Below are 14,894 nucleotides of genomic sequence, written 5' to 3'. Positions count from 1 at the left end.
TGCCCCGACCGCCAGGTGCTCGGGGGCTCCCCCGCCGTCCGGGGCGGGGTGCACGAAGAGCACCGCCGGTGCGGTGGCGCCCGCGCTCGCCGTTGCCTGGCGGGCGAGTACGGACCGGGCGAGGCGCAGCACGGTACGGGCCGGCGCGTCGGGCGCGCCGACCCCGGCCGGGGCGGCCGGGACGACCACGGCCGTCGGACGGACACCCCGGGCGTCGAGCACCGACCAGAGCAGGTCCAGCTGCGCGGGATCGGCCGCGTCGAGGCGGTAGCCGGCGGCTCCTGCCTGCTCGAACACCGGGCCCGGGCCGACCCGGACGACCGTGGCACCCTGCGCCAGGTCGGCGAGCTCGGCGCCCAGGCCGTCCGGTTCGCCGTCCGGTGCGAAGAGGACGAGGTCGCCGGGCGCGCCGTCCGGCCGGGTACGGGCCGGGACGGGTGCCGGGTACCACCGCGGCCGGAACAGGGCGGTGGCCGCGGGCCCCGAAGCAACGGCTTCGGCCTCGGCTGCGGATGCGGCCGCGGCCGGCCCCGGTGCGGGGGTGGCCTCAGCGGGGGGCCCGGACGGGGCGGGGGCGGGGGCCACGGCTTCGGGGTGGGTCTCGGCGAGGTGGGCGGCGAGGCTGTCGATGTCGGTGAACTCGAAGAGGAGGGTGGGGTAGAGCGGGCTGCCCACCGTCTCCTCCAGGAGTCCGCTGATGCGTACCAAGTCGGCGGAGTCCAGACCGAGTTCGTAGAAGCCCGTACCGCTGCCGACCTCGGCAGGGTCCAGGCCGAGCGCCTCGCCGACCAGTCGGCGCACGTGCGCCGCGTACACCGCGACGGGGTCGGCACCGCGGCCCGCGCCCGCGCCCGAGACCGCGGCCGGGACCGGGACCGGGACCGGGCCGGCATCGGTAGCTGTATCGGCGTCGGTGTCGGCCTGCGTCGGATCCTGGTGCGCCCTCGGCTCGTCGAGCAGTCGGGTGATCAGGTCGGGGCGGCGGATGCGCTTGCAGGTGAGGGCGCCGAACTCCGCGAGCAGCAGCCCCTGTTCGTCGTAGAGGCCGTAGTCGCTGCGGATCACGTCGCCGGAGTCCGCCAGGCGTTCGACGCCCGGCACGTAGAGGTAGACCTTCCGGCCGAGCGGCCGGGGAGCCCTGAACCTGGCGATGTAGACCGGGATGAACGGCTCGCGCGAGACGGCCTCGGTCTGGCCGTACGCGGCGATGGTGGCCGCGTCGAGCAGGGCGGGGTGCAGGTGGAAGTTCCCGGCGTCGGGAGCGGCCGCGCCGGTGCTCAGCTCGGCCAGCAGGTAGCCGTCGCCGATGTGCAGCGGGCCGTGGCAGGCCATCGCGGGACCGTGCCGGATGTTCTCGTCCCGGGCGCGGGCGTACAGCTCGGCCATGTCCGTGGTGCGGACCGCGCCGGCCCGCAGGGCGTCGGGGTCGATCGTCTCCGGCTGGGCCGTGCCGCCCGGCCCGACGCCGGGGGAGGCGAAGGAGAGGGCCGCGGTCAGGTTCTGCCGCCAGGGCGAACCGGGAACGGCCGACCAGCGGCTGTCCACCGTCACCGGGCGCACCCCCGACCCGTCCGCCGCGCCGAGGACGATCCGGATCTCGCGGTCCATGCCCTCGGTGGTGGCCACCGCCTCGGTGAACAGGATCCGGCTGAACTCGGCCCGCTCGTGGTCGAGTCCCCGGCTGCGCAGGATCCGCATCAGGATGTCCAGGAAGGTCACGCCGGGCATGACCGAGACCCCGTGCACGTGGTGGTTGCGCATGATGAAGTCGGTGTCGGTCAGTACCACGCGACATTCGATCGGTCGGTCGTCGGTCACGGTCGTGTTCCCCTTCGCCCGGGTTCTGAGACCGGTTCGTCGTCACCTGCGAATCGGAGGTCGAGAATGGATGCCACCGGGCCGTCCGGGACCAGGCCGTCCGGGACCGGGCCGTCCGGGACCGGGCCGTCCGGGACCGGGCCGTCGGCCACCGGGCCGTCCGGCTCGCGCTCCAGCCAGTACCGGCGGCGCTTGAACTCCGGTTCGGGCAGCGGCTGCCGGGTCGGGCGGTACCGCGCCCGGCCTTCCCCGTCGAGTTCGCCGACGATCGCGTGGGCGTTGGTGCCGCCGAGACCGAAGGCGCTGACTCCGGCGACCCGGCGGACCCCGGCCGGCCAGGAGGAGAGTTCGGTGTTCACCCTGAACGGTGAAGTGCGCAGGTCGAAGCGTGGGTTGGGCCGGTCGCAGCCGATGGTGGGCGGGATCGCCGCGTGCTCCACCGCCAGCAAGGCCTTGATCAGCCCGGCGATCCCGGCCGCGCTGAGCAGGTGGCCCAGGTTGGACTTCACGCTGCCGATCGCGCAGCGGCCGTTCTCCGCCGTGGCGTACCCGGCGTCCGAGCCGCCCGCACCGTCGCGGAAGGCGTCGGTCAGGGCCCGGAGTTCGATGGGGTCGCCGATCAAGGTCGCGGTGCCGTGCGCCTCGACCATGCCGATCTCGGTGGCCCGCAGCCCGGCGTCGGCCAGTGCCCGGCGCACCACGGCCGCCTGGGCCTTGGGGTTGGGGGTGGTCAGGCCCATCGTCCGGCCGTCGTTGTTGACCGCGACCGCGTCGATGACCGCGTGGACGCGGTCGCCGTCGCGCAGCGCCGCGTCGAGCCGTTTCAGCAGCAGCACCCCGCAGCCCTCGCCGGGGACGAAGCCGTCCGCCCGCTCGTCGAAGGTCCGGCAGCGGCCCGACGGGGAGAGCGCCTTCGCGGCGCTGAACTCCAGATAGGGCTCCTCGTCCAGGAGCACCTCCACCGCGCCCGCCAGGGCCAGTTCGGACTCGCCCGCCAGCAGGCTGCGGCAGGCGAGCTGGACGGCGACCAGCGCGGAGGAGCAGGCGCTGTCGACCACCATCGCCGGTCCGTGCAGGTCGTACTGGTGGGCGACCCGCGCGGCGATGAAGTTCTGGTCCCCGCCGAGCCCCGCCGGTCCCCCGGCCCCGGCCCGGTGCCGGTATCCCGACATCCGGGCACCGGCGAAGACCCCGATCGAGCGTCCGGCCAGTTCCTCGTCCGGATAGCCCGCGTTCCGTACGGCGCCCTCCGCGCCCTCCAGGAAGAGCCGTACGGCCGGGTCGAGGCCGGTGGCCTCCTCCTCGCTCATGCCGAAGTGGTCGGGGTCGAAGTCCTCGATCCCCTCGAGGAATCCTCCCCACCGGCTGATGCTGCGGCCGGGCTCGTAGGCGGGACGGTAGAGGCGTGCGGTGTCCCAGCGGCCGGCGGGCACTTCGGTGACGGCGTCCGCCCCCGTGGCCAGCTGCTCCCAGAACGCCTCGATGCCGGGGGCGCCGGGGAACCGGCAGGCCATGCCGATGACGGCGATCCGGTCGTCGCCCACCGCCCCGGGAGCCTGCACCGGCGCCGTCTCCAGCGGCTCCGGCGGCTCCGGCGGGACCGGCGGGACCACCGGCTCGGCCGGTGCCGGGGATGCGGTGACCGCCGCCGGGAGCGTACGGGCCAGATGGGCGGCGAGGGCCAGCGGCGTGTCGTTCTCCAGCAGCGCCGCCGGTTCCAGCGGATGTCCGGTGCGGTGCTCGATCTGCACCACCAGTTCCCCCAACATGACCGATTCGACTCCGAGTTCCGCGAAGGACGCGGTCGGCTCCAGCTCCTCGCGCGGGACGCCCGCGACCGCTTCGAACACCTCGGCCAGCCACCCGGGCACCGGGGCCGGCCCGCCGGTGGACCCGGCCGCCACGGCCGCCACGGCCGGGGCTGCCGCCTGCGGCGCCACCGACGGCGCGGCCGGGTCCACCGGCGGGGCGGGCAGCACCAGCGTCGGACCGTCCGTCGTCATCGCCCAGTCGAGGACCGCGAGGCCGTCCGCCGTGGACAGCACCCCGATGCCCGCGGCCCGGCCGGCCGTCCGGGCCGCCTCCCCGGCGGAACCCTCCGCCCAGACCGGCCACTGCACGGCACGCACCCGGCTCCGGCCGAGCCGCGCCAGGTGGCCCGCGACGAAGTCCGCTCCGGTGTTGGCCGCCGCGTAGTCGCTCATCCCGGACGCCAGCCGGGGCAGGGCCGAGGAGACCGACGAGAAGAGGACGAAGAAGTCCGGCCGGTCCGCGCCGCAGAGTTCGGCCAGGGTCTCCAGCCCGTCCGTCTTCGGCTCGAACACCTCGTGGATGTCCTCGGACCGCTTGTGGACGAAGGCCGCCGGGCCCCGGGTACCGAGACCGGCGCAGTGCACCACACCGCCGACCGGCCCCAGGTCGGTACGGATCTCCGCGAGGAAGGCAGACAGCCTGGCCCGGCCCGACAGCGGGCCCGTGAACACCCGCACCTCGGCGCCCGAGCGTTCCAGATCGCGGATCGTGGCCACCGCCTCGGCGGTCGCCGCGGGCAGCGCGGGGTCGTCCCAGCGCTCGCGTACGGGCAGTTCGCGCAGGCAGGTCAGGGCGATCCGCCGGGCTCCCCGGGCCACGAGGTGCCGGGCGACCGTGGAACCGAGGCCGCGCGTGCCGCCGGTGACCAGGTACGCGCGGTCCGGGTCGGCGCGGAACGGCTCCGGGGCCGCTGCGGCCGCCGCCGGCACCTGCGTCCATACCGGGAGCAGCCGCTGCCCGTCGCGGTGGCAGACCTCGGCGGCGGGCTCGGCGGCCCGCCACTCCGCGGCGATGGCCTCGGGCCGGGGCAGGTCGGTGTCCAGGTGGGTCGCCCGGACCCTCGGGTACTCGGCACCGAGCATCCGGACGAAGCCCGCGACGCGGGAGCCGGCGAGCGAGGGCCGGGCGCCGGGCAGGTCCTGGAGGCCCTGGGTCACCTGGAGCACGCGCAGTTCGCCCCGGTGGCCGCGGATCAGCTCCTGGAGCATCGCGATCCGGGCCGTCCAGGGGCCGGGGCCACCGTCGGGCCGGCCCACGTCGGTCAGGTCCAGCAGCCCGCTGAGGCCGGGCAGTGCGGCGAGGGCGTGCAGGGCGGAGGCCTCGTCGTGGAAGCCCGGGCCGTCACGGTCCGGCGCGCCGCCCTCCCGGAGCAGCACGCAGTCGGCCTGCGCTCCGAGCAGCGCCATGGTGTCCGCCGCGAGCTCCGCGCTGCCCGGCCCGGCGAGCACGGCCACGGTGCCCCGGGGCGTCGCCGCCCCGGCGACGGCCTCGGTGACGGGCGGAGCCGCCTCCCAGCGGCGCACGCGCAACGGGACGGCCGCCTCCGGCGGAACGGGCTGGTCCGGCGGAACGGGCCGGACGGGCCGGACGGGCCGGGCGACGGCCGGAGCGTATGCGGCCGCCGGTACGGACCCGGAGGCGGGGCCTTGGCTGGGGCGGGGCTCGTCCTGGGGTGCGGGACGCGGGGCCGGCTCCGGGAGCCAGTGGTGGCGGGTGGCGAAGGGGTACGCGGGCATGGGGACGATGCGGCGCCGGGCCGTACCCGGGAGGGCTTGCCAGTCCCAGCCCGTGCCGGTGACCCAGCGGCGGCCGAGTTCCCCGAGGTCGCGGCCCGCCGGGTCGACCCGCTCCGCGGGCACCCCGGGCCCGGACGGCCCCGACACCCGTCCGCGCAGCTCGGCCCCGCCCCGGCCGGCCGCGAACGCGGCGAGCCGGCCGGCCAGTTCGGGCAGGGAGGAGACGATCAGGGCGAGCCGCTCGCGCAGTTCCTCACGGCCGGTCCGGCTGGTGTGGGCGAGGTCCGCGAGGTCCGCGCGCGCCGTCCCGCCCGGAGCGTCCCCGGGCACGGCTTCCCGCAGCTGCGCGGCCAGCCGGCCGGCGAGGGCGGTCAGGGCGTCCTCCGTACGCGCCGACAGCACCACCAGCTGCGGTTCGTCCGCCGCTGCCGCCGCGTCCTGGCCGTACGGGGACCGCGGGTGGGGGTATTCCTCGACCACCACGTGCGCGTTCGACCCGCCCGCGCCGAACGAGCTGATCCCGGCCCGGCGCGGGGCCCCGGCGGGCCGGGGCCACTCGGCGACCGTCCGCTGCACGCGGAACGGCGAAGCCGGCCAGTCGATCGCCGGGTTGAGCTCTTCGGCGTGCAGTGAGGGGACCAGCAGTCCGTGCCGCATCTGGAGCAGCACCTTCGTCAGCCCGGCGATGCCGGCCGCCGCCTCCGCGTGCCCGATGTTGGACTTGAGCGTCCCGATGGCCACGGATCCCGGGGCCAGATCTCCGAACGCCTGCCGGAGGCCCGCGATCTCCACCGGATCGCCGAGCGCCGTTCCGGTGCCGTGCGCCTCGACGTACCCGACCGTCCCGGCCGGCACCCCGGCGCGCACGAGCGCCTCGGTCACCACCCGGCCCTGCGCGGCCGGATCGGGAACGGTGTAGCCGTTGGTGCGGCCGCCGTGGTTGACGGCCGTGCCCTTGATGACGCCGTGGATCCGGTCCCCGTCGGCGACGGCCCGGGCCAGCGGTTTGAGCAGCACCGCCCCGACCGCCTCGGCCGGTACGAATCCGTCGCCGCCCGCGCCGAAGCCCCGGCAGCGGTGGTCGGAGGAGGTCATGCCCATCGCGCTCTGCTGCACGTACTTGTTCGGGTGCAGCGAGAGGTTGACCCCGGCGGCCAGGGCCACCGCGCACTCGCCGTCGCGCAGGCTGCGCGCGGCGAGGTGCACCGCGGTCAGCGAGGACGAGCACATGGTGTCGACGGTCAGGCTGGGGCCGTGCGCGTCCAGGAAGTACGAGATCCGGTTGGCGATGCCCGCCGGTGTCGAGCCGCTGGCGACGGGCGTGCCGGTGAGCGTGCGCTCCACCCCGAAGTAGGGGTACTCGTTGTGCATCGAGCCGACGAAGACACCGACCTTGGAACCGTGGGCGCGGCGTAGCCGGTCCCTGGGGTGGCCCGCGTCCTCCAGGGTCTCCCACACCACCTCCAGCAGCAGCCTCTCCTGAGGGTCCATCAGGTCGGCGTCGTGCGGGGTGATGCCGAAGAGCAGCGGGTCGAAGCCGGCCACCGCGTCGAGGAATCCGCCCTGCATCAGCTCCTCCCCCGGCCGGCCGGTGCGCCGCTCGGCGGGCAGCCCGGTCACCAGGTCCGCCCCGCGCAGCAGGTGTTCCCAGAGCGCCTGCGGGGTGGGTGCGCCCGGGTAGCGCCCGGCGAGGCCGATCACGGCGACGGCGTCGTCGGCCCCTGCGTCGGCGTCGCTCCCGTACGCAGCGCTGTACGCGGCCCCGTACGAGGGGCCGGACGCGGCCTCCGGGCGGCCTGGGCCGGTCGCGGCGGCCTGGGTGGCGATGCTCCGGGCGACGCCGGCCAGGTCGCGCTGCTCGAAGAAGACGGTGGCCGACGTGACCCCGAACTCCTCGCGCAGGTCCGCGTTGAGCCGTGCCACCACGAAGGAGGTGAGGCCGTACTGCTCCAGCGGCGTGTGCGGGTCGATGCCGTCCTGCGGCAGTCCGGAGGCCCGCGCGTAGAGCCGTACCAGCCGCCGTTCGATCCGGGCGGCGTCCACCGCGGACGGGGCCCGGTCGGCCGCGGGCCGCGGGTCCGGGCCGGCCGGGCGGGCGGGAGCGGCCGGGAAGGGTTCGGTGGGCAGCGGCACCCGGCGGGCCGGGACGGACCAGAGCGCGAACCAGTCCACCTCTTCCCCGGCCTGCCATGCCGCGCCCGGCCCGGCCGCGGGGACGGACGGGGGACCGCCCGCCAGGTGGTCCTCGAGTGCGGCCCGCAGGGCGGGCAGGCCCTGGGAGCAGTCGAGGACGAGCCGGTGCGCGTGGTGGGTGCGGCCGGTCTGCAGGGTGTACGCGAGGCCGGCGGGGTCGGGTTCCGCGGTCCGCAGGTGGTCGGCCAGCCGCCGTGCCGCGCCGCGCAGCCCCTCCTCGTCCCGGCCCGAGAGCACCGCGAGGAGCGGGCCCCGCGGGGTGAGGTAACGGCCCGGCGCGAGCTCTTCGGCCGTCGCCGAGCGGATCACCGCGTGCGCGAGCGAGCCGGTCGCCCCCGCCGCGTTGACCAGGGCCCGCAGGGGGGTGTCGCCGTCCGGTGCACGCCAGGGCACGGCCCGGTCCGCGAGTCGTACCGGCAGCGCGTCCCAGTCGACGAGGCGGCTGAGCCGGCCGGCGGCCGGAGTCGGCGCGATGCCGTGGTGGCGCAGCTGGAGCAGGGTCTTGGTGACCTGGGCCAGTCCGGAGGCGGCCTCCAGGTGGCCGATGGCCGATTTGACCGTACCGATCAGTACGGGTCCGCCCGGGCGGCGGGACTGGAACAGTGCGCCGAGCGCCTCCACTTCGGCGGCGTCGGCGAAGGCGGCCCCGGTGGCCGCGCATTCGACGTACGAGACGTCGTCGACGGTGACGCCCGCGCGGTCCAGGGTGCGGGCCATCGAGTCCCGGAACGCGGTCACGTCCGGGGCTCCGAAGCGGGCCGGGCCGCCCGCGCCGCCCGAGCCGCCCGCGAAGTCGATCCAGCTGCCCTCGACGACACCGTGCACGTGGTCCCCGTCGCGGCGCGCGTCCTCGACCCGGCGCAGCAGCAGCGCGCCCACCCCCTCGCCGGGCGACCAGCCGCTCGCCGTGTCGTCGAAGGCGCCCGCGACACCGTCCGGGGCGACGAGTCCGAGGCCTTCGAGCAGGGCCGTGTGGTAGGGGTGCGCGATCAGGTTGGCCGCGCCGACGACCGCCGCGTCGCAGTCCCCGCGGTGCAGGGCTTCGAGGGCGAGGTGCAGTGCGGTGAGCGAGGACGAGCAGGAGCTGTTGACGGCGATGCTGGGGCCGCGGAATCCGAAGGCGTGCGAGATCCGGTTGGGGATGTCCGAGGCGATGGCCGAGACCTCGGCGCGGCCGGTGCGCTGCCAGTCCGCGGCGCCGACGTGCTGGTGGTCGTTCCACATGGTGGCCACGTAGACGCCGACGCGCGGGGCGGTCCGGTGCAGGGACCCTGCGGTGTGCCCGGCGTCCTCCAGGCACTGGCCGACGGCGTGCAGCAGCTGGCGCAGCTGGGGGTCGAGGGCGGCGGCCTCGGCCGGTGACAGCCGGAACAGTGCGCTGTCGAAGCCGTCGATGCCGGCGAGGTACCCACCGGGGACGGCGCCGGCCTCGGCGGCGCGGGCGGCGCTCGGGGCGGCGATCGAGCGGCGGCCGGCGGCGAGGTTGCGCCAGAACGCGTCGGGCGAGTCGGCGTCGGGGTAGCGCCCGGCGAGGCCGGTCACGGCGACGGGGGTGACGGCGGCGGGGCGGACGGCCGGAGCCGGGGCCGGGCCGTTGATCCGGGCGGGTCGGGCGGGGCGGTCGGCGAGCGGGCCGCCGAGGAAGGACTGCAGGAACCGCTGGCCGTCGTCCAGCCGGAGCTCGCCGCGGATCGTGTCGAAGGCCACGCTTCCGATCGGGCACAGGCCGACCCCGGTGTCCTGCTGGGCCTCCATCAGGAGCTGCCCGGCGTAGCCCGCCTCCAGCAGCAGGTAGCGGTCCGCGTCCGGGCCGTAGAGCGGTGCGATTCCCTTGGGCTGGCCGATCAGGTAGAGCTCGAACGCCGCCTGGTCGAAGAGCGGCCGGTTGTAGAAGAAGTGCGCGGACCGGTCGATGGCGGGGTCCGGGTTGACCAGGCGCAGCGCGTGCTCGACGGGGTCGTGGTAGTAGACCCCGCCGGGCAGCGACTCGACGGCGCCGGGGCGCACGAACAGGTAGGCCTGGACGGCGTAGGTGTCACCGGCGGAGGGGTAGCCGCGGCGCACGCGGCCGTCACCGTCGCCGTCACCGTCTCCGTCGCTCGCCCGCAGTCGGTCGAGCAGCGCGCACAGGTCGGCGTACGGGAGTGGCACCGGGCCGAACTCCCGGCTGCTGGCCCGCGCGAGGTGCCGGCCGGCGGGGCCGCGGGGGGCCGGCAGCCGCAGCACGGGCTCGGCCGGGGAGACCGGCCGCAGGTTCCAGGCCGCCCCCTTGAACGCGGCCCGCTCCTCGGCGGAGAGCACGTCCACGAACTCGGGCACGGCGGCGCCCTGGCCGGCGGGGGCGGCCGGGAACGGGCCCGGCACGGCCGCAGGGGTGGGCACGGCCGCAGGGGTGGGCGCGGCGGCCGGGGTGGCGGTCGGGGCGGGCGCGGCGGTGGGCGGCGCAGCGGTGGGGGCCGTGGCGAACTCGCGGGCGAGATGTCCCGCGATGCCCGCGACGCTGGGTGCGTCCAGCAGGGCGCCGACCGGGATCCGTACACCGTGCCGCTGCTGGAGGGTCCGGGAGATCCGCACCATGGTGAACGAGGTCGCGCCCTGGTCCCAGAGGTCCGCGTCGGGGTCGACCGGACGGCCGTCGAGCAGCCCGGTGACGATCTCGGCGATCTCCGCGGCGAGCCGGTCGGCGAGCGCGGTGCCCGGCTCCGTGGCCGTGCCCGGCGCGGCAACGGCCGGGGCAACGGGAGGAAGGGCAGCGGGCTGCACGGCGGCATCGGAGGCCACGGCGGCCGGCTCGGCGGCCCCGGCCGGGAGGGGCCAGGGCAGGGCGGCGCGGTCGAGTTTGCCGTTGGAGGTGGCCGGGAGGGTGTCCAGGAAGCGCACGTGGTTGGGGACCATGTAGTCCGGCAGGGCGAGCGCGGCGTACTCCCGCAGCGCGGACACCGACGGGAGCTGACCGGCGCCCGCGTCTCCGGCGCCCGCCGCAGGGAGCAGGTAGGCGACGACCTTGTCGTCGCCGGAGGCGTGCGGGCGGACCAGGACGACCGCCTCCCGGACCGCGGGGTGGCTGCGCAGGCGGTGTTCGATCTCGCCCAGTTCGACCCGGTGGCCGCGGATCTTGACCTGGGTGTCGGCCCGGCCGAGGAAGGTCATCACGCCGTCCGGGCCGAAGGCCGCGCGGTCGCCGGTGCGGTACATCCGCGCCGCGCCGCCCGGTACGAACGGGTCGGGTACGAAGCGCTCGCGGGTGAGTTCGGGCTGGTTGTGGTAGCCCAGCGCCAGGCAGTCCCCGCCGATCATCAGGTCGCCCTCGGTCCCGATCGGACAGGGCTCCAGGTCCTCGTCCAGGACGTAGTACCGCGCGTTGTCGATCGGCCGGCCGTACGGGATGCTCCGCCAGGCCGGGTCCACCTCGGCGACCCGGTGGTAGTTGGACCAGACGGTCGCCTCGGTGGCTCCGCCCAGGCTGACGAGCTCGGCGGAGCCGAACACCGACCGCAGTTCGCCCGGCAGCGACAGCGGCGTGTAGTCACCGCTGAGGAAGACGAGGCGCAGGTCGCCGGTACCGGTCCGGTCGTCGCCCGGTCCCGGCAGCAGCGGCATCAGCTGGGCCAGCGTGGTGGGCGCCGAGTTCCAGAAGGTGACCGGCTGCTCCAGCAGCAGGTCGAGCAGCAGCGCCGGGTCCTTCTGCTGGTCCTCGTCGGCGACGTACAGGGCGGCGCCCCGGCCGAGCAGGCCGAAGACGTCGAACACGGAGAGGTCGAAGCCGAGGGAGGTGACCATCAGACCGAGGTCGCCGGGCCCGAAGTCGAAGGTGCGCCAGCACCAGTTCAGGAGGTTGCGCACCGAACGGTGGGCGACGGCCACCCCCTTGGGCCGGCCGGTGCTGCCCGAGGTGAAGATGACGTACGCGGTGCTGTCCGCGTGGGCGGTCGGCCGGGGCGGGACGTCGGCGGGGACGACGCCGCGGTCGGCGTCGACCACCCGGATGCCGTCCGGGACGGGGAGCGGTCCGGTGTCCGAGGTGGTGAGCAGCACCGTGGCGCCGGCGTCGGCGAGCATGGCGGCCGCGCGCTCGGCGGGGGCGGTGGGCTCGATGGGCAGGTAGGCGGCGCCGGCCTTCAGGATCCCGAGGACGGCGGCGATCAGCGCCGGGCCGCGCCTGGCGCAGACCGCCACGATCTGGCCGGCGTCGACGCCGAGCGCGCGCAGCCGGTAGGCGATGCCGTTGGCCCAGTGGTCGAGTTCGCGGTAGCCGACGGCCCCTCCGGCGTGCAGTACCGCGTCGGCTTCGGGGGTGCGGCGGGCCTGGTCCTCGAAGAACAGGTGGACGGGCCGCTCGTCGGGGACGGGTACGGCGGTGTCGTTCCAGGTGTGCAGGACGAGTTCCCGTTCGGCCGCGCTCAGCGCCGCCCGGGGCTCCGGCGGGCCGGGGGCATCCGCCGTGAAGGCCTCGCCGAGGCCGTCCAGCAGGCGGCCGTACGCGGCGAACATCGCCTCCAGGTCGCCGGGGGCGAAGTCGCCGGGCACCGCGTCCCAGTGGTAGCGCAGTTCGTCGCCCTCCTCGACGCAGATGCTGTCCAGGCAGACGTCGGGGGTGCAGGTCATCCAGCGGCCGCCGCGTACACCGGACGGCGGTGCCTGGTCGGTGAGTTCGAGCAGGCCGGTGTGGACGACGGGGAAGGCGAGGCCGGTTCCGGCCCGCTCGCGCAGGGTGACGCGGCGCAGCTCGGCGAGCCCGTCCGCACCCGCGCCGCGGGTGTCGTCCTGGTCCATCCGGTGCTGGTGGGCGGCGGCGCGCTCGGCGAGCGACTGCCCGGCGGGGCCGTGGTCGAGCCAGCTGAGCCGGGTGTGTTCCCCCGGGCGGCGGTGTTCGTCGTCGGGGTGCCAGCGGGCGGCCACCACGGTGAAGTCGCCGTCCACGCGGGTCGACAGGGCTTCGGTGAGGACGGCGAGCAGGGCGGCGTCGGGTGTCAGGCCGCGGTCCTCGACCGCCGCGCGGATCCGCCGCCATCCGGTCAGGACTCCGGAGCGGCGGGTGCGGCTGCGGTCTGCGCCGCCGGCCGGGGCGGGGCCCGCGGGCAGGCCGGTGAAGCGCTCGCGCCAGTAGGCGACGGCCTCGGGGTCGGGCGGGCCGGGGAGGCCGGTTTGGCCGGTTTGGCCGGTGGCCGCCGCGTGGCCGGATGCGGGCAGGCCCGGTCGCCGGCCGGCGGGGCCGCCGTATCCGGCGACGAGCTCGCGCAGCAGCAGGTGGAGGCTGCGGCCGTCGACGACCGCGAGGTCGATGGCGCAGTGCAGGGTCGCCCGGCCGGAGGCGGTACGGGTCACCCGCAGGTCGAACTGCGGCCAGCGGCCGAGGGCGAAGGCCGACCCGGTCATCCGGTCGCGGAAGGCGTCCTCGACGGGCCCTGCGGCGGTTTCGGCGGGGTGGTCCACGACGGGGATCCGGCGGCGCGGTCCGGCCGTCCGGCGGACGTGCAGCTCGCCGTCGTGGGACAGGTGGCTGCGGAGCACGTCGTACCGCTCGGTCATGGCGTGCCAGGTGTCCTCGAGGCGGCCGATGTCGAGGTGGTCGAGTTCGAAGGCGTGGTAGACCTGGCAGCCGTCCCAGGGACCGGAGCCCTGCGCGCGGGCGACGTAATAGGCCTGCTGGAGCTGGTTGAGCGGCCTGGTCTCCTCGTCGGCGCCGGCGCCGGACGCGAGGTCGCGCAGGGTGTTGCCCAGCGCGGTGAAGAGGGTGTCGGCGGCGCCCGGGGCGAGCAGGGTGTCGGCCACGTCCCAGCGGTAGTGCAGCGCCCCGTCCGTCTCCCACATCTGGTGGTCGAGCGCGACGCCGGCGGTGCGGCTGGCGGCGTGCGCCACGTGTCCGGCGAGGCCGCCCGTGCGGTCGGAACGGTCCGTGCCGCCCGTGCCGGTGTCGAGCAGGCTGGTGAAGACCACCGGCAGGGCGGCCTGCGGCGACGTCCGGTCCCGGGAGCGCAGTTCCCGCAGCACCTCGACCCCGGAGACCCCGGTGTGCGCGAGGTCGGCCCACAGCCGGTCGTGCAGCGCGCGGGCCGCTTCGCCGAAGGTGTGGTCGGGCAGCGGGGCGACGGCCAGCAGCGCCGTGGAGGTGAAGGGGCCTACCAGCTGCTCCGCCCCGGCGGGCAGCCGTACCCGGTCGGAGGTGGTCAGCACCAGGGTGAACGGCTCGCCGGGGGCGTCGGCTGCCAGTACCTCGGCGAAGGCGGTGAGCACCAGGGCCGTCGGCGACACCTCCAGGGCCGCGGCGTGCTCCTTGAGGGCGGTCCACCGCGCCGGGGTCAGGGCCGCGCCGAGCGAGCGGCGCGGGTGGCCGCCGGGGCGCGCCCCGGGGCGCGCCCCGGGCCGGGTCCGGGCCGCCGCCGGGGCGGTCATCGGACGGGCCGCCGGGGCGGCGAGCCGGTCGCACCAGTAGTCGAGGTCCTCGCGGTGGGCGGGGGTGGAGCGCCGGGCGTGCAGGGCCAGGACGGCGTCGCGCAGCGGGACGGCGGAGACGGGCAGCGGGTCGTCGGGCCGTTCGTACCCCAGCCACCAGTGGTCGAGGAGCACGGCGAGGCCGTGGCCGTCCGTGAGCATGGCGTCGATGTCCAGGTGGACCGTGCCCGCGCCGTCCGGACCCAGTGACACCTCGACCGTGTACGGCGGCCAGCCGGCGGCCCGGTGCCGGGCCGTGTCGGCCAGGCGCTCGCGGACGTCGCGGACGTGCCGGGCGAAGGCCTGCGCAGTGGCGGCGGAGAGGTCGTGCACGGGGACCTCGGGCTCGGGGGCTCCGGCGGGCGCGCGCGGGGCGATGCGCTGGCGGCCGTCCTCGTCGACGAGGACGCGCAGGATGTCGTGGTGTGCCACCACGCGCCGCCAGGCCGCCGTGATCCGCCGCGGGTCGAGGGCGGGCACGGCGAACTCGCGGTACAGGCGGCAGCCGACCGGGTCCGCGCCGAGGTCGGGGTCCCGGCCGACCAGGTAGGCCTGTTGCACGGGAGTGAGCGGGAACGGTTCCTCGCTGCCGCCCCGGTCCGGCCCCGGCTCCTGCCCCGCCTCCGCCGGCAGCTCCGACGGCCCGGCCGGGCCCACCGACCCCGCCGAGCCCTCCGACTCAACGATCCTGTCGATGAGTTGGCGGGTGGTGGCTCCGGCCCCGAGCCAGTCGACGGCGATCCGGACCCCGTGGGCGGCCTCGATGCCGAGCACCAGCCGGGTCGCCGCCAGCGAGGCGAGTCCGTGCTCGCGCAGCGGTGCGTCCAGGGACAGCTCCGCGCCGCCCGGCCGGACCTCGCCGACGAGGCGGACGACCGATCGGGCGATCTGGTCGTGGTTCAT

At 76.3% G+C, this 14,894-nt stretch carries 2 protein-coding genes (1 of these 2 only partly in view); both read right to left on the bottom strand.

Annotation, left to right across the window (positions count from 1 at the left end):
- On the bottom strand, window positions 1-1,818 hold the start of the coding sequence (locus ACTVZO_RS34485; protein WP_443302066.1) for an SDR family NAD(P)-dependent oxidoreductase. It extends 18,900 nt beyond the left edge of the window; 1,818 of the gene's 20,718 nt are visible here — the first part of the coding sequence; it begins with the start codon at window positions 1,816-1,818; the stop codon falls past the left edge of the window.
- The gene (locus ACTVZO_RS34480) at window positions 1,815-14,894 is read right to left on the bottom strand and encodes an amino acid adenylation domain-containing protein (protein ID WP_443302065.1); all 13,080 of its coding nucleotides are present in this window, start codon (window positions 14,892-14,894) and stop codon (window positions 1,815-1,817) included. Before ACTVZO_RS34480 ends, ACTVZO_RS34485 begins: the two co-directional genes overlap by 4 nt.

Source organism: Streptomyces sp. IBSNAI002, from assembly GCF_052244475.1.
Taxonomy (GTDB): Bacteria; Actinomycetota; Actinomycetes; order Streptomycetales; family Streptomycetaceae; genus Streptomyces.
Note: the sequence above shows the minus strand (reverse complement) of the source record. Positions and strands in the feature narration are given on the sequence as shown.

Bases quoted from the DNA above. Each gene is read 5' to 3' on its own strand.
- ACTVZO_RS34480 (WP_443302065.1), bottom strand. From the start codon at position 14,894: ATGAACCACGACCAGATCGCCCGATCGGTCGTCCGCCTCGTCGGCGAG.